This window comes from Pseudoalteromonas sp. A3 (genome assembly GCF_025942345.1).
GTDB lineage: Bacteria > Pseudomonadota > Gammaproteobacteria > Enterobacterales > Alteromonadaceae > Pseudoalteromonas > Pseudoalteromonas atlantica.
Map to the genome: position 1 here is coordinate 317,707 of NZ_JAPCKL010000004.1, position 20,884 is coordinate 338,590.

Below are 20,884 nucleotides of genomic sequence, written 5' to 3' on the forward strand. Positions count from 1 at the left end.
TTAGTTTTACATAATTTTAGTAGTTAAATTTTAGGATTTTCCCATGGCACATGTCTCACTGAAAAAATACAGTCAAGTTCGTGCAAGTAACATTGCAGAAATGGCGCCGTATGAACAAATAAACCTTATTTTTAGTAATATTATTGGTCGCTTAGCCGCTACTAAGGGTTTTATTGAACGCAAAGAAATAGAAAAAAAAGGCGAAAACCTCTCAGCATGCATTTTATTATTAGGTGCACTGCAAGATGCGCTTAACTTAGAAGTAGAACAAGATCCTAGTATTTCTGATAATTTATTGGCACTTTATGACTACTGCCAAAGGCGCCTTGTGCAAGCAAATGTAGATAATGACATTGAGATTATTTCTGAGGTAGCTGGCATTATTAAAGAAATAAAAGAAGGCTGGGATAGTATTCCTGTCGATCAGCGTATTCCTGCGGTATAAACTAATGGCTTTAGAGCAAATAGGCAAAGCTGAGTACATCAATCAATTACTCAGCCAAATTGAAGTATTAGTGCAAAGCAACAAAGCTGATGACGCCACGCCAATTATGGATACTTTAAATAGTGAGCTTAAGCGCTGGTGCGAAAGCGATAACCCGCCTAACGCCGAGCAGCTTATGGCAGTTCAAACCACCATAAACAACATTAGTAAACAAGCAAATGCTGTAAAAAATGAATCATCTAAAGCCATAATTAAGCAAAAAAAAACAGGTAAAGCTATCTCTGCCTACAAATCAGTTTAACTAAGTATCGCACAGCGCTATTTAAACTTAATTAAGCATAAAAAAACCGTTTATAAAACGGTTTTTTTATAGGCCTAACGAATTTTACTGGTTATGAATTGTTACTCACCACACCAGGCATATTTTCAAGCTGCGCTTGCACATAACTACTTGTAGAGTTAAGGCTCGCGACTAGTAAATCCATGGCGTTGTACTGAGCGTATAACCTGTCAGATAACGACTCCATTTTACTTGTTAAGCTTTCACGCTGATCATCAATATCTTCAAGTTGATTTGTTTTACTGTCTATACGATTTTGGATAATACCGTCGGTGTCGGTATAAAAGCTCATAAGTTCGTCAAATGATTGGGCAAAACCGCCTTCGTCTTCGTCATCACCTACAAAAAACTGTTGCACTAAATCAACATCAGAGTCTATTTGCTCATCCAGTGTCTCTGTATTAAGTGTCAGTACTCCATAACGGTCTGTTTCAACCCCTAATTGTGAAAGCGATAATGAGTTACCATTCCCTAAATCCACAGAGTCGGTTATTTGTTCTCGTAATTTAGACATTACACCGCGAAGTAACGAGTCACCAGCCATAACACCAGCACCTTCAGAACTTGACGCTCCTAGTGTATTACTTAATGTTAAGAGCTCATTATAACTGGCAATAAACCCATTTAAACCTGTTTTTATATTGTTGTTATTTTCGGTAACAGATAAGTCGCTTATATCATCTTCTGCACCGTGTACCTTTTTGGCTGTAATATCTATACCATCAATTACGTTACTAAATTCATTCGTATTACTTGATACCGTTAATGTGCCATCAATTGTTATTTGTGCATTTTGTGCAGCGTTTACTTCTGTTAGGTTTGTAGTATGGTTTAGCGGGTCTGCGTCAGATACATCGTAAGCTAAACGCGAAAGTCCACCAGTATCGGTATTGTTTCCATCTTCATCTTGAACAGTAATAGTAATTGCATTGTCTTCACCAGTTTCTTTACTAGTAAGTACTAAATGCTGGCCATCATCACTGGTTACTATAGTCGCCACAACCGAGTCATTACTATCGCTGCCCGTAAAGGGGCCGTTATTAATTTGGTCGCGTAAATCTTCTAAGGTATTAGTTGCAGACAGAACAGTGGAAAAACTGTTTTCACCAGAACCAATTGTAATTACACCGGCGCCAATTGCCTCATCGGCAGCAAATGCAGGAGATGACAATTTATGAGCTTGCGCTAATGCATCTACTTTTACATCGTAACTACCTGGCTGAGCGTCTTCATCTGCACTAATCGATATAAAGTCATCATTACCAGAGGTACTACGCTGTTGATAGTTATCACTATCGCCTAATGCTTCCATTGATGTTTGTACTTTTTCAAGGGCAGACTTTAATGCGCCTGCTGCAGATATATCTGTAGTTAGGTTACCTTCGGTAGTATTTAAACGAGCTTCAGCAGGGGCCTGCTCAGCATTAACTAATGCATCCACAATATCTGACACAGCTAAACCAGAGCCTAAACCATTAAACGAAATAGACATACTTCCCCCCTTTAAACACCTTAAAATAAGCTAACTAAATACACGAGTAACAATAGCCGCTAAACAGTTTGATCAATTAAAATACCCGCAGATTCAGAAAGCTTTGACACTAAGCTTAATACTTCTTCCGAAGGGTATTGCTTAATTACATCGCCACTGGTTTTATCGAGAATTTTAATAACGTCACGGCCTGAGTCTTCATCAACACGAAATTGCAGACTACGGCTCATCTCTCCCATAAACTCCTGCAATTGTTGCGCCACTTTTTCAAGCTGCTCACGCTCAAGTTGTTGGTTTTGTGAACTATTGTCCTCAGAGCTTTGCTGCGTATAGTGATTGTTTAACTGGTTTTGCGAGCCTTGTTCATCCGTTTTATTTACGTCATCAACAGCTCGCTGAGTCAATACTGAGCCAGCCTGCCCTATTTGTTTATCTTCACCAGTTAAAGATGTTGATGCTATAGTAACTTCTGCGTTTGAAGTAATGGTGTTCATAACGCCTCCTAAAATTGCCGAGCTTGTATAGTTATTAGACTAACAATAGCTTAATTTATATCCTTAAACCACAAAAGGAGGTAGCTAAAGCCACCTCCTTATTTTAAAACTAATACTGACTTTATGTACTAGCTAGCTACCCATTAAGCTATAACGTTTAGCAAATTAGCCTATTAAGCTAAGTGCTGTTTGTGGCAACTGATTCGCTTGCGATAAGATTGACGTACCCGCTTGTTGCAAAATTTGGTTTTTAGTCATCTCTGCCGTTTCAGTTGCAAAGTCGGTATCTTGAATACGACTACGTGAAGCAGAAACATTTTCAGAAATATTTGCAAGGTTACTTATTGTATGACCAAAACGGTTTTGAACAGCACCTAAGTCAGCTCGCTGGCTATCAATTTGAGCGATTGCAGAGTCAATAACATCAATCGCGTCCTGTGCTGTTTGTTGACTAGTTGAGATATCCACTGAATTGATATTATTAAGTGTTGAAGTATTAGCACCAACTAATTCACCAGAGTCTGCAGTACCATCATCACCAATGCTAAATGTTTGCGTTGATGATAAACGAAGCTCTGAAGTTTTTGATACATCAGCGGCTACAGCGCCGCCATCTAAAGTTGCTGTTGAATTCCCTGCCCCTGTTGTAGCGCCAGTGATTTCAATACCATTTATACCTGTTGCTTTTAAATCAATAGTGCCGGCATCAGCGTCAAAATCAACATCAAAGCCATCTTTTGCTAAATCATCTGCTAATCTTTCTGTGTTGCCAGCATATTCCGCTAAGTCGTAGCTTTCGTCGCCGACTTTTAGAATGCCATCATCACCAACACTTAAATCCGCTATAGTAGCTTCTAAGTATGCCTCAGCTTCAACACCCGTGTTTTGTGCATTAATAGCTTTTGCTACATCTGCAGCGCTTTCAGTAGCGACGTAACTATGAGTGTAAGAACCTTTATAGCCTGAAATAGTAACGTCGCCATCAGTACCTGTAGCAAATTCAGTGGCTAAAGTACCAGCCGTTAACGTACCGAAAACTGAGCCAGCCCCCTCAACTTCAAAAGCACCTAAATCCGTAGCTGCTGTACTTTTAAGAGAAACACCTATAGTTTGTTCAGCATCTGAGCCTACTTGAAACTGTTTAGTGCCAAAGCTGCCATCAAGTAAGTTCACTCCACCAAAAGTGGTTGTATCTGAAATACGAGTAAGCTCTGTTTGCAGTGCAGTTACTTCTTGTTGAAGTGCATCTCTATCTTCAGCTGAGTTAGAGCCATTAGCAGACTGTAGTGCTAATTCACGCATGCGTTGTAAAATACTTGTAGACTCATTCATAGCACCTTCAGCTGTTTGCGCCATTGAAATACCATCGTTAGCGTTACGCTGTGCTACTGCTAAACCATTTACTTGTGATGTTAAACGGTTTGAAATTTGTAGACCTGCCGCATCATCTTTTGCGCTGTTGATACGCATACCTGATGATAAGCGCTCCATTGACGTTGCAAGGTCAGAGCCTGAAGCAGATAGGTTACGCTGAGCGTTTAATGAAGATACATTTGTATTTACTGAAATCATAATAAAACTCCTGATTACTTTCGTAATGTGACTGTTTAGATTTAACCAAGAGCTTTCACAATTGTATGTTCAAGCTCTGTACTGGTTAAGTTAACGGCAGAAGAAATTTTATCTTTAGCATTATTTTAATTTATTTTTAATTTTTCTTTTATAAATGGATTAACCTATTGATAAAAATAAGTTTACCTAAATTTAATTATCACCTTATAGTTATATTCCCCTATAGCTAATTATAGCTAAATAACAAAAACGCACCTATAAAGGTGCGTTTTTAGCTAATTAAACTATCGAGCCCATTAACCACCTAATAAGCTAATTGCCGCTTGCGGTATTTGGTTTGCTTGCGAAAGTATAGAAGTACCTGCTTGCTGCAATATTTGGTTTTTAGTCATTTCAGCTGTTTCAGTGGCAAAGTCGGTATCTTGTATTCTGCTTCGAGAAGCTGATACATTCTCTTCGATATTAGCAAGATTACTAATAGTATGGCTAAAACGATTTTGAACAGCACCTAAACCAGCTCTGATTGAATCAATTTGCGCTATTGCCGAATCGATCACATCGATTGCACTTTGCGCACCATCTTGAGAAGAGGCAATATCTATATCTTTAACAGTAACCAGCTCTGAATTTACATCACCGACTAACTCTGCGGCATCCGCTGTACCATCATCACCAACACTAAATTGTTGAGTAGAAGACAATCTCAACTCTGATGTTTTACTAACATCAGTATTTGTGCCCCCAGCAACCGTTCCATCTAAACTCATTGAACCTGTTGTCGCCCCTGTCACTTCGACCCCATTAACACCTTTTGCTGTTAAGTCTATAGTATTAGTGTCAGCGTCATATTTTACATCAAAACCTGATTTAGCCAATTCCTCTGAGAGCCTTTCGGTATTACCTGCAAAGGTCGATAAATCATAAGTCTCATCGCCTACAGCCAACACCCCATCATCAGAAACGCCCAAGTCAGCAATTATTACGTTTACAAAGGCTTCTGCTTCTATACCTGTGTTTTGTTCATTTATACTCTCAGCAACATCGACTGCTGACTCTGGTGTAGTATAGTTATGTGTGTATGACCCTTTATAACCAGAAAAAGTTACATCTCCGTCATTACCAGTACCCAGCTCTACTGATAGAGCAGTTGTTGTTACCCCACCAAAAACGCTTCCAGCACCTTCAACTTCGTGACTACCAATATCTGAAGCTGATGTACTTTCTAGGCTTACTGATATAGTTTGATTAGCGTCTGAACCAACTTGAAATTGCTTAGTTCCAAAACTCCCATCAAGAAGCTGAAGGCCACCAAATGTTGTTGTATCTGAGATTCTGGTCAACTCTGTTTGTAATGCAGTGACTTCTTGTTGCAATGCGTCACGGTCTTCCGCAGAATTAGAGCCATTAGCCGATTGCAAGGCTAATTCACGCATGCGCTGTAGGATATTAGTTGACTCCTGCATCGCGCCTTCAGCGGTTTGCGCCATTGAAATACCATCATTGGCATTACGTTGAGCAACTGACAAACCATTTATTTGTGAGGTTAAGCGGTTTGATATTTGTAAGCCTGCGGCATCATCTTTAGCGCTATTGATACGCATACCTGATGACAAACGCTCCATTGACGTTGCTAGGCCTTCGCCAGATTTTGATAAGTTACGTTGTGCGTTTAGTGACGACACATTAGTATTTACTGTTAATGCCATTTTACCATCTCCTAGGTTTAAACAGAGTGTGGTTCAACACGTTTTAACAGGAACCACTATTAGATAATTTCTAATTATTAGAAAAGCATTTAGCGTGCCAACTTTCACGTTAATATAACCACTTGTTTTTAAAGTTTTTTTATAAAATATTATACATTAATACTTAAGTTATCTGTTTAGCTGGAGGGATGACAAATTATTGCCGCTATTTTGAGGGAGGTTTTTGCCGCTTTGTATTAACTAAAGCGGCAAGGTATTTCTGCTTATAATCTGTTTATAAGTAATCAAATAAAGAAAGGTTTGTTAAACGGCCAAACGTGGCTTGTGACGCTTGCAGTGCGGTTTCTTGTTTAGTGAGTTCACTAATGGCTTCTGCCATGTCTACCTCTACTAAATCAGAAAGGTTACTTTTGTTTTGAATGTCTTGCGCAAGATTTGAGTCACTCACGCTTTCAACCGCATTCATCCGCCCGCCTAAGCTCGCTTGCGTATACACAACTTGCTCGCTGGCGTTTTGAAGCTGTACTACACCATCGGCTAACACTTGCTGAAAATCATCGTTTTCTAGTGTGCCATCATTTAACCCCGTAATGAGTGATTGTAATGTATTAAGCACATTTTCTTTGTGCGGCTTTTCGAGGGTAAAATCAAGCTGCCCTGGTGCTGCGCCTTCAAATTCGATTTTCATGCCTGCAAAATCGATTGGCTCATCCGTTATCTCGCCTACTTGTGCAGGGCTTAGCGACACGCCGTCACGCAAAATTTCATAAGTATCAGGGTCGTTAGCGGTAGCGCCTGGTGTTATTACAACATTATACGTGTTCGCTGTTGCCGCTGCGGTTGGATCTGCATTGTAATTTTCTTGATGGAAACGGTCGAACTCTGTTTGACCATCGACATAAACCGTGCCCACTGTAATATTATTTGCAGGCGTAGTTACCGGGATAGCAGCTTGATTATCAGTAACATCTAACCTTGCATCACTTTTCTCGAACGTATCAAAACCGTTATCGCTTGATTTAATACTCACGCCTTCAGCAATGGTTATAACATGCTGGCCTTGATCCCCATTGTAGGTGTACTCACCTGTTGTAGAGTCAAATTGATAGGGTTGGGTGCTGTCTTGGTAGCCTGAAAATATAAACTTACCGTCTTCTGAGCGGGTATTCATTAAATTAACGAGTGTTTTTTGTATTTCACTCAGCTCTGCCGCGATTGACTCTAAATCATCTTGAGTATAAACACCATTGCCCGCTTGAATAGCTAGCTCTTGAGCTTGTTGAATATTGGTATTTATACTTTGTAAGATGGTTTCTTCGGTTTCAAGGCGGCCAGTTAATTGGTCGATATTTTTAGTATATTGCTCATTTGTTTGTATTTTATTTGAATACAGCATCCCTTGTGAAATAGCAGCAGGCGCTTCTGAGGTCGTTAAGTATTTTTTACCTGTTGTTACTTGCTCTTGTGCATTAGCAACACTTTGTTGGTTATCGAGTATTTTATTAATGTTGTTTTGATACATTAAGTTATTTGATAAACGCATAATTACCTCGCCGCACTTAATAAGGTGTCAAAAACTTCTTGGGCAGCAGCCAATACTTGAGCTGATGCCGAATATGATTGTTGGAAACGCAGTAGGTTGGCAGCTTCTTCATCAAGGTTTACACCCGAGAGCGACTCATACCACGCTTCAGATTGCTCTGCTAACGCATTAAATGCGCTGGCACTGGTAATGGCTTGACCAGTTACTACGCCAATATCACTGACTAAACCAGAATAGGCTTGGTTAAACGTTTCGTGATTGTCGGCAGTGGCTGTTGTCACTACATTTTTACGTACTAACTCACCATTTTGTAAATCAGCGAGTTTTAAACCATTACGGTTATCGTCAAAGCCACCTTCGTTAAATTCAAGGGTAAAGGTGTCTCCAGTGGCTGGCGTGCCTTCAATGTCAAAGTCAAAGCCATAGTTGCTATAAGGTGCACCAGCCTGAGCCAGTACGCCCTCTGCTGGAGGCGTTACTATAAACGTCGTGGTGCCATTTGCATCTGTAATTTGATATTCGTTTGCAGTGCCTGTTTTAACTAACGTGATATCGCCATTGGCTAAACCAGGGGTAGTGTTAAAGCCACCCGAGGTAACACTTGTTACTTCTCCGGCTGAAATAGTCGCTGTACCTACATTATCTATGCTGTTAGCTGTACGAATAGGCGATGCCAGTGCTAAGTCTTCACCGCGGCTTGTCGCAAGGGAAATACTGGTTGCCGCCTCTGAGTTAAGTTTAATTTGAAACTGATCACCTGTATTACCAGTACCTGCTACATCAATTTGTAAACCAAACGACTCCCCACTCGTAATATCATCTGAGTCGATAACACCTGATGGCGGTATAGTCGCTAAAGAGGCGCTGCCTATCGGCTCCCCTTTATTATCTATAGGCTGAATGCTCACTTCATTTGCATTAGCGGTATAAGTAACAATAAAGTCGCTGGCAGGCAGTTCACTGCCTTTACCAGCCTCAAGCGTGGCAGTTAAACTGGCGCCGCCGGTATTAGCTTGGTATGTATAAGCACCCACGGTAGGTATATTAAATATATCACCGCCTAGCTCGCCGTTAGCATCCATACCCAATTTATTTTGCTCGTTGAACGCATCAGCAATTGCCAATCCCATTTGGCCAATTTGGTTTTGTGCGGGCACGAGTATGTCGTCTCTAAAAGCCAACAAGCCGCCAATTTTTCCTTTTAATTTAGTTGCATCTATTTCTAGCGGCACAGCTTTGCCGCCATTAACGTCAAGCGTCAATTCTTTAAAATTAGGATCGGGGTCACCCGACAGTGAAAACAAGTTAAATGTACCGTTTTCCATAACTAAAGATTCACCGCTGCCCATAAAAACGAGTTTTTCGCCATTTGGGCCATCAAGTGTTTCTATATCAACAAGCTCTGATAATTCACGAATCGCTAAGTCGCGCTGGTTATAAATAGAGCTTGCGCTTGATGCGTTATTTGTGCCATTTACGACTGCTATTTCTTGGTTTAACGTATTTATATTTTGGATAAGTGAGTTGGCTTCTTCAGAAAAAATCTCAAGCTGCTCATTTACTATACCTTGTTGCTCAAGCACGATACCCGAAAGCCTATCCATTTGATCAACTAAACTTTGCGCATCGGTCATTACTAATGAGCGAGCAACTGTTGAAGACGGCTGGTTTAGCGCCTCTTGCACGTTATTAAATAATGAATTTATACCCGTTGATAAGTTATTAGACTCTTCTGAAAAAATAGTATCAACACGGTTGGCTTCTGTTACAAATTGATCAAAAAACGATTTATTTGACGTGTCGCGGTTTAACTGTGACTGGGCAAACTCGTTCAATAACCTGTATGTTTCGCCGCGACCTACTTGGTTATCAACCATCGTGGTAAATTCAGTGCGCTCACGTACGTAGCCTTCTGTATTTACATTGGTGATGTTTTTACTGGTCGTTTGCAACAGCTCAGAGCTTGAACGCACCCCAGCACTGGCAATATTTAATAAACTAAACGACATATTACTTCACTCCTTGGGTAAACGCGCTTGTTGCAATATTTTTAAGCTCACTGCTATTTAGCACTTTTTTTATTTTACTCGCGTAATTAGGATCGGTTGCATAGCCTGCTTTTTGTAGCGAATCTAAAAATTCGTTTGGCTGTGCTGTTTTTTGTAATGCTTCTTCGTAGCGTGGGTTTTGCGTTAAAAAATCGACAAAGTCGTTCACGCTTTCTTTTATAGATTCGTAAGCTCTAAAACTTGCTTGCTTTTTAACAGGGGTACCTTGCTCAAATTCAAGCGTTACTTTACTTGCTTTATCGCCTTCCCAGCTTTTATCTGATTTAATATTGAACAGGTTATTTGAGCTATTCCCGTCGCTTTTATTAATAATATGCTTACCCCAACCAGTCTCAAGTGCCGCTTGGGCCACCATTACTGCAGGGTTTAAACCAATTTTTTCGGCCGCTGTTTTAGCATGCTCCCACACTGCACTAACAAACTCTTCAGCATTATTAAACGACGACTGCTGTGCAGGCTGTGTTGTGGTTTTAGTTTGTGTTGCCGCACTGCTGACTGCTGAGTCATCTTTTTTTGCTTGATTTACACTGTGCACCTTTTCGTGCGGCAGTTCAGAGCCTGCGCGTTTATCGCTCATAAAGTCGTTAGTAGTTCTTAATACTGAGCCAGGCATAAAGTTCTCAGCCTCTGGTGAGAGCTGCTGAACAATTAAATCAGCCAAACCCAAAGACCCATTTGATGAAAGCTCAGAAGAGAGCTGCTGATCGTGCATTTCTTCAAAAAACTTTACACCGCTTGAGTTAAACGGGCTGTCTTCATCTTCAAATGCTTCGTTGGCTTTACGCATCCCTTTTAGAAGCATTTGTGTAAAAATAGCTTCAAATTGTGCCGCTGCTTTTTTTAGCGCCGCTTTAGAGGCATCTGTAGATGCATCACCGCTGTTTAAAGCGTCTTGACGTAAAGTATTAAGATTACTTAAATCAAAAAAGTTTTGCTTATCGAGGTGATTTGTTTCCATCAGCTTTTTGACACAAAAATGAATAATGCTTTAAGAAATGCAAAAATTGAGCCAAAGAAAGGTAAACAGTAAAAAGCTTAAGTACCTTTTGAGTACTTAAGCTTTATTTGGAAGGGTAAACATTCTAAAAAATAATCAAATAACAACAAGCTGTCCGTTAATTGCACCCGCTTCTTTAAGCGCTTCTAAAATAGCCATTAGGTCTCCAGGTGCTGCGCCTACTTCATTTATAGCACGCACTAAGTCATCTAAGCTAACGCCGGGGTTAAAAACAAACGCACGAGAATCATCTTGATTAACGTCAATAATACTTTGCTGTGTAACAACAGTTTCGCCTTCTGCTAACGGATTAGGCTGCGTTACATTTTGCTGTTCAGCAATTGTGACTGTTAGACCGCCATGGGTTATTGCCGCAGGCTGTAGCTTCACATTTTTGCCAATGACAATGGTTCCCGTACGTGAATTAACAATAATTTTGGCTGAAGTGTCAGCAGGCTTAAACTCTAGGTTTTCAAGCGTTGATAAATAAGACACTCGTTGCGATGCATCACGTGGCGCAATAACGCGTACTGAGGCAGCGTCAATAGCTTGTGCACTATTAGGGCCTACCAAATTGTTAATTGTTGCTTCTAAACGTTTTGCCGTTGTAAAGTCAGGGCGGTTTAAGTTAAAAGTAATGTAGTCGCCTTGCATAAAAGGGCTTTTAACTTCGCGCTCAACAGTGGCTCCGTTAGGTACGCGGCCAACCGTCGGGGTGTTAATGACCACTTTACTGCCATCAAGCCCTTGTGCTCCTAAGCCACCCACAATTAGGCTACCTTGGGCTATGGCGTATACGTTTCCATCCACCCCTTTTAAGAAAGTTTGGAGCAAGGTGCCGCCACGTAAACTGCCTGCACTGCCAATAGAAGATACCGTAATATCAATTGTTTGACCCGGTTTTCTAAACGGCGGAAGCTCAGCATGGACTGCCACTGCTGCTACGTTTTTAATTTTAGGGCTTTGTGTTGAAGGCAGCGTAATACCAAAACTGTTTAGCATGCCTCTAAAACTTTGTTGCGTGTAAGAGTTTTGCTCCCCTGTACCAGGTAGCCCCACCACTAAACCATAGCCAACCAATTGGTTAGCACGTACACCTTCAACCATAGAGACATCTTTTATACGCTCGGCGCTGGCAGAAAATTGCCAGCCTAGCAGTATGATCAAAATAAACGCTTTAATGCTATTCATACTACTATCCTCTAAAACGGAAATAACGAGCTACTAAAGAAACGTGTTAACCACCCTGGGCTTTGCGCTTCTTGTGTTTGTCCTTTACCTGAATATTGAATTCGGGCATTGGCAATTCTATTCGACTCAACCGTGTTATCGGCGCTTACATCTTGCGGACGTACAAGGCCTTCGAGCCTAATAAACTCTTCGCCGGTGTTAAGTGTTAGCCATTTTTCACCACGAATAACTAAGTTACCATTGGGTAAAACACGCATAACATTCACCGAGATATCGCCCACTAAGCTGTTTGACTGATTTGATTTAGAGTCACCGGTAAATGATGAGTCACTACCAATGCCAAACTGAATACTGTCGCCACCTATATTGACTGGTAAACCACCTAACCCAATAACGGGGTCTAGGCTGGCTTCGGTTTCTTTATCGGTTTCGGTTTTAGCGGCTTTTGTAGCTTGTGTTGATTCTTCAAGCTTAACGGTAATTATATCGCCGGTTCTAAGTGCTTTTTTGTCTGAATACAAATCATTAAATGTATTGGTGTTAAACAACGAACCCGTTGCAACAACAGGCTCTGCTACAGGCTCTGGGTACATGGGTGCGTAGTAGGGGTCATCTTGAACCACTTCACTATTTTGCGTAGAAACACAGCCACTTAAAAATAAGGTGCCTGCTGCAAATAAAATAACATTACGCATAACTATCCCCTTGTGCACGGTTATAACTGTTGATTGATGTAGCTCATCATTTCGTCAACGGCCGAGATTACTTTTGAGTTCATTTCGTAAACACGTTGAGTTTCGATAAGGTTTACCAATTCTTCTGTTACATTAACGTTTGATGTCTCAAGCGAGCCTTGAATAATAGTACCTAAGCCTTCTACACCTGGATTACCTTGAACAGGCGCACCACTAACAGCGGTTTCGGTGTAAAGGTTTTGACCAATTGGCTCAAGACCCGATGGATTAATAAAGTCACTTATTGTTAGCTGGCCAATCACCACGTTATCGGCTTGCCCTGCAACGCGTACAGATACTTCACCATCTTGAGAGACTGTAATTGATTGCGCATCATCGGGTACATTCATTTCGGGCTGAACAACAAAACCTGCACCGGAGGTAACAATGCGGCCGTCTTCATCGGTAGTAAATTGTCCATTACGCGAATACGCAATATTGCCATCAGGCTGCAACACTTCAAAAAAGCCTTCGCCTGAGATCATCCAATCAAGTGAGTTTTCAGTGGTGAGCATATTGCCCTGCGTAAACTCTTTTTGGTTAGCAACCACTTTTGCACCCGCACCTAGCATTAGGCCAGATGGCAGCTCGGTATCTTGTGATGAGCGCCCGCCAGGCTGGTTGATGTTTTGATACAGTAAATCTTCAAAAATAGCGCGGCTTTTTTTGTAACCTACGGTACTGGCATTCGCCAAGTTATTTGAAATAACTGAAATATCAGTTTGTTGAGCGTCTAGCCCTGTTTTACTTATCCACAATGCAGGATTCATAAGTATGCCCTCATTTTAAAGTTAAACTATGCGCATCAACTGATCTTGACGTTCGTCAATCTCTTCAGCTGTTTTCATTAGTTTTACTTGTAACTCAAATTGACGTTGGTGGTTGATCATATCGACCATTTCGTGAACTGGATTAACGTTAGACATTTCCAGTGCACCACTTAACACTTTTACATTTGCAGAGGTATCGACGGTTTGCCCTGGTACAGGTCTAAATAAACCATCGTTGCCTTTTTCAAGCTCTCTGCTGTTTCCTTCAACAACGCGCAGCGTGTCTACTTCTTCTAAAAAATTGGCTGGTGCGCCTTGCGGGCGAACCTGTATGGCGCCATCTTCACTAAAACTTATTTTTTCTATAGGAACCGGTAAAATTACGGGGCCACCTTCGCCAATAACTTGACGACCATGGCTCGTTACTAACATACCTTGTGCAGTAATGTTTAGCGTGCCTACTTTTGTATAGGCTTCGTTTCCTGAGTCATCTTGAACGGCAAGCCAGGCGTTATCGCTCATGGCAATATCTAAATCACGACCTGTTTCGATTATGCCGCCAGAGGTCATGTTAGAACCTGGTCGCTCTTGCATTGAAAACACGCGCGTTGGTAAGCCCTCGCCAAATGCTTGCATAGAGCGCGCTTGCGCAAAGTCAGCTTTAAAACCTGTGGTGTTTGCGTTTGCCAAATTATTGGCTTTAAGTGCAAGCCCTTGTAGGCTTTGCTTAGCGCCAGAGGCTGCAATGTAGACCATTTTGTCCATAACATCGACTCACATAAAAAATCTCTGAGTTGATAAATGCAAAATAGATGCCAGATTAAATTTGACGCAATATAAGGAAGGTATTGAATGGTTCAGCTACGCTAGTTTCAGCTACATAGCTACAAAAAAGGCTGCAAAAATGCAGCCTTAAAATCTTAACCAAAAATAAGGTTAACTTATCGAATCTGCAAAATACTTTGCTGAATTGTTGAGTTAACTTCAAGCGCTCTTGAGTTCGCTTGGTAGTTACGTTGAGCGGTAATCAAATCAACTAATTCGTTTGTTAAGTTAGTATTTGATTGCTCAAGCGCGGATGAATTAATACTACCAAAAGTGCCCGAGCCTGCTTCACCGGCCACTGGCTCACCAGAGTCAATGCTTTGCTTCCAGCTGGTATCGCCTACTTGCGAAAGGCCTTGAGAGTTTGGAAAGCGAACCATAGCAACTTGGCCTAAGTAGGTTGAATCGCCATTGCTGTATGAGGCAACAATTTTACCGTCTGTGCCAATATCAATACCCGCTAAACGACCCACTGTAGAACCATCTTGGTCAAGTGCTTTTACTTCAAAGCCACTTGAGTACTGAGTTGGAATACGGCCAGCTGTGTTGTTTTCATCACGCCAGTTTAGCTCAATACCTGTACTTGGGAATGTTGCGCCGTTATCAAGCATTGACGATAAACCAGTACCTGCACCTGCCGGTAAATTAATTTCATCAAACGTGGTGGCGTTAGTATTTGCTACACCATCTGTTGTGGCGGGTAAACCGCTAGAATCAAAACCAAGTGTGGTAATAGGTGTATATGGTGTAGTTGTTTGCTCTGCACCAGATGTACCGTCTACCACTTTACCATCAAGCGTAGCGTATACTTCCCAGCTATTGTCTGTACCACCTGCAGCTGCATCTTCTTCTTTTACAAAAAAGTATTGCAGAATATGTGGTTCACCTAATGAGTCGTAAACAGTAGTAGACGTCGACGAATTATAGGTACCATTCGATGTCGGATCAAAGTCGAGGCCTGTTGCATCAGCTGTTGCATCTAAGTTGAACGATAAAAATACGTTTTCGGTTGCGCGAGGCGAACCAGATGAATCAGGAATTTGAATTGGGTTAGTTGTACTTAGACTTACCGATGTGGTGTCCCCACTTGATGCATCAACCGGAAAAGCTTGTAAGTAATTACCTTTGGCGTCAACCATAAAGTTATCTTGGTTAAGCTTAAATGCACCTGCACGAGTATAGGTTAAATCTTGCGACGAAATATCATCAGTCATTGCAAAATACCCTTCGCCGGTAATCGCTAAATCTAACGAGTTGTTAGTAAATTGCAGTGAGCCTTGATGAAATTGCTGTGCAACCATGGTTGTTTGCACACCATCACCATTTTTGGTTTTACCTGCACTAAACACAGATGCAGCGTATACATCAGCAAATTCAGCCCGCGATTCTTTAAAACCGGTGGTATTTACGTTAGCAATATTATTTGCTGTTACGTCTAAGTCTTTTTGAGCGGCAGCTAGGCCTGTAAGTGCGATATTAAAGCTCATAATTCACCTCTAACTTTTAATCTAATAGCCTGCTAGCAGGCGAAATACTTTTTAATTGGTTATGCGATCTCTGCGACATCAGTCAACCTAACCGCACCCTCTTTAGTGTTAATAATAATGCCACTAGAGCCATTGATATTAACGCTTTCAATGTTTTTGAATGTTGCCACCGGTAAGCTTGAAAACTCGCCGTTGGTACTGCCCTCTGCAGTAATAGTGTATTCGCCCTCTGGTAGGCGCTCACCGGATTCATTATTACCATCCCAGCTAAAGCGCACTGCACCCGCTGCTTGCGAACCCATATCGATAGTTCTAACCAGTTGCCCAGAAGCATCTGTGACTTTAATTGTTAAATTATCAACGGCTTCTTCAGCAACCGCAGACCCTTTTGCCTCTCCGCTTTCGCCAAGCTCAAGCGTATTAGATTCTAAAAGCGCTTGCTTACCAACCAGCGTTGATGCTTGTAAGGCAGAGTTTGAGGTCATTGACGAGGCAAGTGACTCAAAATTTGTGTTTAAATCGGTGATGCCTTGCGCCATGGTAAAATTAGTCATTTGCGCAATCATCTGATCGTTATCAGCCGGATTACTCGGATCTTGATACGATAGCTGCTGAGTTAGCAACGAGAAAAAATCTTCCTGCGTTAATGCATCGCTCTCTTCAGTGGTTGTCGCTACTTGGGTCTCTTGCCAAGTTATAGAGTCCAAAAAAGATGAACTAGTACTAATATCGTTACTCATAACCTACCCTCGGTTATCGCTGCCCAAGTAACAGCGTTTTGCTTAACATTTGCTTAGCTGCATCGGCAACTTGCACGTTTGTTTGATAAGAGCGAGAAGCAGAGATCATATTTGCCATCTCCTCAACAACATTAACGTTGGGTTTATAGATATAGCCATTTTCATCCGCACTGGGGTGATTAGGGTTATATTCAATTTGTAGTGGTTTGTTACTCTCAACAATTCCCAGCACTTTAACACCAACAGCGGAGCCCTGAGGGTTGCTGGCTGAGGCAGACGCTTTCGTCAGCTCGGCAGCAAATACAGGTTGGCGTGCTCGGTAAGTTTTGTCTTGGGATGAACTAATTGTATTAGCATTCGAAATATTACTCGCGGTGGTATTTAAGCGAACATTTTGTGCACTCATACCACTGCCTGAAATATCAAAAACGTTATATAAACTCATAATTATTATCCTTGACTACCGAGCGCTTTATTCAGGCCCTTAAATTTACTACTTAAAAATTGCAGGCTTGCCTGATACTCCATCGCATTCTGTGTATACAAGTTTCGTTCCACCTGTATATCAACTGAGTTACCATCGCCTGTATCTCCTTGATTTGGATTGCGAAATAATTCAGAACCACCTACACTTCGAGTACCGCCAGCAATGTGTTTTTCATTGGTAGTAACCATGCTATTGCCGCTTTGCTGAGTTGACCTTGCCGCTTTTAATGCTGAGGCAAAGTCGATATCTTTTGCTTTATAGCCAGGCGTATCAGCATTCGCTATATTTGTGGCAAGTACTTCTGCCCGCTGTGAGCGGATCAACATTGCATGCGGGTGCACACCTAATGCTTTATCAAAACTGATAGCCATAACGTTCTCCAAAAAATTGACTTGCTTAAGTTAAAGCAATTTATAAGCCAGTAGTTTTTAGTTACGTTATTTTTTTATAGAGGGTTGTTATTAAATAAAAAAACGACGCTAAGAACGTCGTTTTTTAATAACAAAGTGATAGGATTATTTTTTTTGGTAGATGATTCCAGGGTTACAACGAACCATATCAAACTCATTACTTAAGCCCGTCATCGACTCCGACGCACCTAAAAATAAATACCCTTTTGGGTTTAGTGCTTGGGCAAACTGACCAATTATTTTTGCTTTAACCTCTGGTGAAAAATAAATCAGGACATTGCGGCAAAAAATAATATCAAACTTCCCCATTAAGGCGTAAGAATCAAGCAAGTTTAAATGTCTAAAGCTCACCTGTTTTCTAACTGAGTCGACAACTTTTGCCATACCGTTGCCGCTATCCATAAAGTACTTTTTACGGCGCTCTGCTGATAGGCCTCGCGCTAATGCCAACGCATCATATTCAGCGTTTTTACACATATCGAGCATTGTGTTAGAAATATCAGTACCAATAATTTGAGCCCCCATACGCAACACGCCCGGTTGCTTGGCCTGAAACTCAGCAACAGACATGGCAATAGAGTATGGTTCTTGGCCTGAAGAGCTGGCCGCTGACCAAATTTTTAATGGTCGGCGGGCGTCTTTAAACTCTGGAAACAATTTATTTTTTAAAAGCTCAAATGGATATTGATCCCTAAACCACAAGGTTTCGTTAGTGGTCATGGCATCAACTACAGCGGCTCTAAGTTGCCGCTCATGAGGGCCAAGCGTTTTACTCACTAATTGTGATAAAGATTCAACATTAAAACGAGCCATAAGCGGCGCAAGCCTACTTTTTACTAAATACTGCTTGTTTTCGCCTAGCACAATACCACATTGCTGCTCTAAAAATGAGCGAAACTGATCGTAGTCACTTTGCTGCAAATCTTTATTATTCAAATTAATAACACCTATTGTTGTTTAGTCGCAATGAACCCATTTTTTAACTGCTGTTGCCAATTCATCAGGGTTAAATTTTGCAATAAAATCATCCGCGCCTACTTTTTCGATCATCGCCTGATTAAACACCCCACTCAAAGAAGTGTGTAAAATAACATGTAGAGGCGCTAATTTTGGATCTGCTTTAATTTCTGCTGTTAATGTATAGCCGTCCATTTCAGGCATTTCAACATCAGAGATAAGTAAACCTACACGCTCAGTAATATCATTTTTACAATCAAGCTCGGCTATTTCTTTAAGCCTAACTAAAGCCTCTTTACCATTTTTTGCAAGCTCAGTTTGCACGCCAAGTGGCTCAAGTGCTCTTTTTACTTGGTTACGTGCAACAGCTGAATCGTCGGCAATAAATACAATGCGCTCGCCTAAATCTTTTTGTATTGCACTATCGGCAGCAAGGTCGGCACTAACCTCGGTATTTACTGGACAAATTTCGTTTAAGATTTTTTCTACATCGAGAATTTCGACCAATTCGTTTTCAATCTCGGTAACGGCAGTTAAATAAGAGTAACGCCCTGCTCCTGACGGAGGTGGCATTATTTTTTCCCAGTTCATGTTAACAATTCGCTCAACGCCGCCAACTAAAAAGCCCTGCACAGAACGATTGTATTCTGCAATTATTATGAAGCTGTCTTTAACATTTTCAATAGGTCGGCCGCCTACGGCCATTGATAAGTCGATAACTGAAATAGTTTGACCACGAATATGCGCCACACCCCGAATGTATGCATTTGATTTAGGCATACTCGTTAAAGGAGGACATTGCAGTACTTCTCTTACTTTAAATACATTGATCCCAAAACGCTGACGCCCTCTGAGCTTAAATAATAGTAATTCTAGGCGGTTCTGCCCAACCAACTGGGTGCGTTGGTTTACTGAGTCTAAAATGCCTGCCATTCAAATCTCCTAAAGAAAACAAATAATGCGGAACGATAATTGCTTTCTGTTTATAAAGCTACATAACATCGCGGGAGCGTCTACTTTTTGACGCAAAATATTTATACCCTGTTTGAAACCATAAGCATAGTCGAAACATTATGAGTTTGTTAAAAAAAGTCAGAAGATACAGTGTTTTTTATTTTCTTGCTAGCCTCTGCTTAGCAACACCTTTGCATGCAAAAGTGTTTAGTAAAGATTTATTACAAGAAATAGCAATTTCTCATATTGCAGAGCAAGTTACCGTGCCACTTGAAAAAAATGTGGAGATTACCGCGCTTGCCCTCGATAGCCGCATTCCTGATAGAGTATGCGAAAACGAGCCAGAATTAGTCGTGCCAAATGAGCCGCCATTTACCCGCCAGGTGACTGTACAAATAAAATGTAACGATGCGCAAAGCTGGACTCAATATGTCCATGTAAGAATAGTTAAAATGGCGCCCGTTGTGGTTGCCACGGCAAATCTAGCCCGTGGTGAAGTTATTACTAAGTCTCATTTAAGCGTACAAATGAAGCCTTCGCAGTTTGTTAGGGTACAATATTTAGATGACCCTTTAATGCTTATTGGCAGCCGCAGTAAGCGAAATATAAGAAGCGGTATGCCGGTTTTGCTTAACCAAATTTGTATGGTTTGCAAAGGCGACGCTGTTAATATTTATGCGAGTATTAAAGGACTTAGAATAAAAACCACGGGGATAGCACTTGAAGATGGCACCCTTGGTGAGCAAGTACAGATCAAGAATAAAAAATCCGGTAAAATTTTGAATGCACGCGTAGATGGTGTAGAGTCTGTGCAAGTAAATATTTAATTTCGATTTATACTAAAGTATCCTATGTATATGCCGATAACTTGGCATAAGTTGGGTAATATACAGGTTTATTATTATGGTTAATCAAGTTAATGGCAGTAATCAACAAGCTAATGCGCTTACAAACGCAAAACAGCAACAAGTTGATATTAAAAAAGATAACGCTGCAAGTACACAAACAACACAGACTCCTTCGCCTAAAGCGGCGAGCGATTCAGTGAGCCTGACGCCGCAAGCACAGCAGTTAAAAACACTGCAAGATAAAGCACAGCAATCATCTGGCTTTGATAGTGAAAAGGTCGCTGAGCTTAAAAAAGCGATTACCGAAGGTAAATACCAAATTGATGCTGAAAAGCTGACTAAAAACTTAGCTGATTTTGAGTTTAACGTATATGGCTGATCACAATAGTTTAATTAGCGTTAAATTAAATGAACAAGTTAAATGCTTGGATTCATTATATGCGTTATTAAACGAAGAGCTTAGTATTATTGCCTCTCGCAGAGGTGAAGGTTTAAAAGAACTTGCCCAACAAAAAATGTCTTTTTTAACTAAGCTTACGCAGCTCGATAAAGAGTTGAATAAACTTTTTGCTGCAAATGATGAAAATGCCCCTGACGTGACTGAACGAGTAGCGCAAGTTAAAGCGCAGTTAGCGCAGTGCCAAAAACAAAATAAAGTAAACTCACATGCTGCCCGCCAAGCACACTTAAGTGTAAAACAATTAAAAGATATTTTAATTGGCGCCCCAACTAGTATGACTTACGACCAAGGCGGTAGTGTAGTTAATACCGACAGCAAGCTGGTTCGTAACCTAAAAGCTTAACTGCTTTTATCTATCCTAAT

22 protein-coding genes are annotated in these 20,884 nt (G+C 41.0%); 5 read left to right on the forward strand and 17 right to left on the reverse strand.

Annotation, left to right across the window (positions count from 1 at the left end):
• The first annotated feature begins 43 nt into the window (after window positions 1–43).
• Window positions 44–445: a flagellar export chaperone FliS gene (gene fliS, locus OIZ54_RS10290; protein WP_096739251.1), complete on the forward strand. Its 402-nt coding sequence runs from the start codon at window positions 44–46 to the stop codon at window positions 443–445.
• Window positions 446–449: 4 nt separating this feature from the next.
• A complete protein-coding gene (locus OIZ54_RS10295; RefSeq protein ID WP_096739250.1) occupies window positions 450–746 on the forward strand; it encodes a hypothetical protein in 297 nt (98 codons plus the stop codon).
• Between the two features lie 91 nt (window positions 747–837).
• On the opposite strand, the gene fliD is transcribed toward OIZ54_RS10295, so the two are convergent.
• The 17 genes from fliD to OIZ54_RS10380 form a co-directional block, all read right to left on the reverse strand.
• Window positions 838–2,277 (reverse strand): flagellar filament capping protein FliD, encoded by a 1,440-nt coding sequence (gene fliD, locus OIZ54_RS10300; protein ID WP_096739249.1) that lies wholly within the window; start codon window positions 2,275–2,277, stop codon window positions 838–840.
• Between the two features lie 59 nt (window positions 2,278–2,336).
• Complete coding sequence (locus OIZ54_RS10305; protein WP_096739248.1) at window positions 2,337–2,771, reverse strand: flagellar protein FlaG; 435 nt, start codon at window positions 2,769–2,771, stop codon at window positions 2,337–2,339.
• Window positions 2,772–2,936: 165 nt separating this feature from the next.
• A complete protein-coding gene (locus OIZ54_RS10310; RefSeq protein ID WP_096739247.1) occupies window positions 2,937–4,346 on the reverse strand; it encodes a flagellin in 1,410 nt (469 codons plus the stop codon).
• A gap of 293 nt (window positions 4,347–4,639) precedes the next feature.
• Complete coding sequence (locus tag OIZ54_RS10315) at window positions 4,640–6,049, reverse strand: flagellin (protein ID WP_096739246.1); 1,410 nt, start codon at window positions 6,047–6,049, stop codon at window positions 4,640–4,642.
• 274 nt (window positions 6,050–6,323) lie between these two features.
• Window positions 6,324–7,592 carry a flagellar hook-associated protein FlgL gene (gene flgL, locus OIZ54_RS10320; RefSeq protein WP_248450545.1) on the reverse strand — a complete coding sequence of 423 codons (1,269 nt, stop codon included), beginning with the start codon at window positions 7,590–7,592 and terminating at the stop codon, window positions 6,324–6,326.
• Between the two features lie 2 nt (window positions 7,593–7,594).
• A complete protein-coding gene (flgK, locus tag OIZ54_RS10325) occupies window positions 7,595–9,601 on the reverse strand; it encodes a flagellar hook-associated protein FlgK (RefSeq protein WP_264390351.1) in 2,007 nt (668 codons plus the stop codon).
• A gap of 1 nt (window position 9,602) precedes the next feature.
• The gene (gene flgJ, locus OIZ54_RS10330; RefSeq protein ID WP_264390352.1) at window positions 9,603–10,619 is read right to left on the reverse strand and encodes a flagellar assembly peptidoglycan hydrolase FlgJ; all 1,017 of its coding nucleotides are present in this window, start codon (window positions 10,617–10,619) and stop codon (window positions 9,603–9,605) included.
• A gap of 135 nt (window positions 10,620–10,754) precedes the next feature.
• Complete coding sequence (locus tag OIZ54_RS10335) at window positions 10,755–11,849, reverse strand: flagellar basal body P-ring protein FlgI (RefSeq protein ID WP_004588022.1); 1,095 nt, start codon at window positions 11,847–11,849, stop codon at window positions 10,755–10,757.
• A gap of 11 nt (window positions 11,850–11,860) precedes the next feature.
• A complete protein-coding gene (gene flgH / locus OIZ54_RS10340) occupies window positions 11,861–12,544 on the reverse strand; it encodes a flagellar basal body L-ring protein FlgH (RefSeq protein WP_004588021.1) in 684 nt (227 codons plus the stop codon).
• Between the two features lie 20 nt (window positions 12,545–12,564).
• Window positions 12,565–13,353, reverse strand: coding sequence for a flagellar basal-body rod protein FlgG (flgG, locus tag OIZ54_RS10345; protein WP_004588020.1), 789 nt, complete (start codon window positions 13,351–13,353; stop codon window positions 12,565–12,567).
• A 21-nt stretch (window positions 13,354–13,374) separates the two neighbouring features.
• Window positions 13,375–14,118 (reverse strand): flagellar basal body rod protein FlgF, encoded by a 744-nt coding sequence (locus OIZ54_RS10350; RefSeq protein WP_004588019.1) that lies wholly within the window; start codon window positions 14,116–14,118, stop codon window positions 13,375–13,377.
• Window positions 14,119–14,294: 176 nt separating this feature from the next.
• A complete protein-coding gene (gene flgE / locus OIZ54_RS10355; protein ID WP_024032340.1) occupies window positions 14,295–15,665 on the reverse strand; it encodes a flagellar hook protein FlgE in 1,371 nt (456 codons plus the stop codon).
• A 59-nt stretch (window positions 15,666–15,724) separates the two neighbouring features.
• A complete protein-coding gene (locus OIZ54_RS10360; protein ID WP_004588017.1) occupies window positions 15,725–16,405 on the reverse strand; it encodes a flagellar hook assembly protein FlgD in 681 nt (226 codons plus the stop codon).
• Window positions 16,406–16,418: 13 nt separating this feature from the next.
• A complete protein-coding gene (flgC, locus tag OIZ54_RS10365; protein ID WP_004588016.1) occupies window positions 16,419–16,850 on the reverse strand; it encodes a flagellar basal body rod protein FlgC in 432 nt (143 codons plus the stop codon).
• Between the two features lie 5 nt (window positions 16,851–16,855).
• Window positions 16,856–17,263 (reverse strand): flagellar basal body rod protein FlgB, encoded by a 408-nt coding sequence (flgB, locus tag OIZ54_RS10370; protein ID WP_004588015.1) that lies wholly within the window; start codon window positions 17,261–17,263, stop codon window positions 16,856–16,858.
• A 144-nt stretch (window positions 17,264–17,407) separates the two neighbouring features.
• Window positions 17,408–18,238 carry a CheR family methyltransferase gene (locus OIZ54_RS10375; RefSeq protein ID WP_004588014.1) on the reverse strand — a complete coding sequence of 277 codons (831 nt, stop codon included), beginning with the start codon at window positions 18,236–18,238 and terminating at the stop codon, window positions 17,408–17,410.
• 21 nt (window positions 18,239–18,259) lie between these two features.
• The gene (locus OIZ54_RS10380; RefSeq protein WP_004588013.1) at window positions 18,260–19,192 is read right to left on the reverse strand and encodes a chemotaxis protein CheV; all 933 of its coding nucleotides are present in this window, start codon (window positions 19,190–19,192) and stop codon (window positions 18,260–18,262) included.
• A gap of 140 nt (window positions 19,193–19,332) precedes the next feature.
• Here OIZ54_RS10380 and flgA point away from each other — a divergent pair, with 140 nt between their 5' ends.
• The 3 genes from flgA to flgN all read left to right on the forward strand — a co-directional run bounded on the left by flgA (window position 19,333) and on the right by flgN (window position 20,864).
• Window positions 19,333–20,040, forward strand: a complete 708-nt coding sequence (flgA, locus tag OIZ54_RS10385) for a flagellar basal body P-ring formation chaperone FlgA (RefSeq protein WP_039972266.1) — start codon at window positions 19,333–19,335, stop codon at window positions 20,038–20,040.
• A gap of 76 nt (window positions 20,041–20,116) precedes the next feature.
• Window positions 20,117–20,440: a flagellar biosynthesis anti-sigma factor FlgM gene (gene flgM, locus OIZ54_RS10390; protein WP_004588011.1), complete on the forward strand. Its 324-nt coding sequence runs from the start codon at window positions 20,117–20,119 to the stop codon at window positions 20,438–20,440.
• Complete coding sequence (flgN, locus tag OIZ54_RS10395; RefSeq protein ID WP_126007883.1) at window positions 20,433–20,864, forward strand: flagellar protein FlgN; 432 nt, start codon at window positions 20,433–20,435, stop codon at window positions 20,862–20,864. The genes flgM and flgN overlap by 8 nt, the downstream gene beginning before the upstream one ends.
• Window positions 20,865–20,884: the final 20 nt, after the last annotated feature.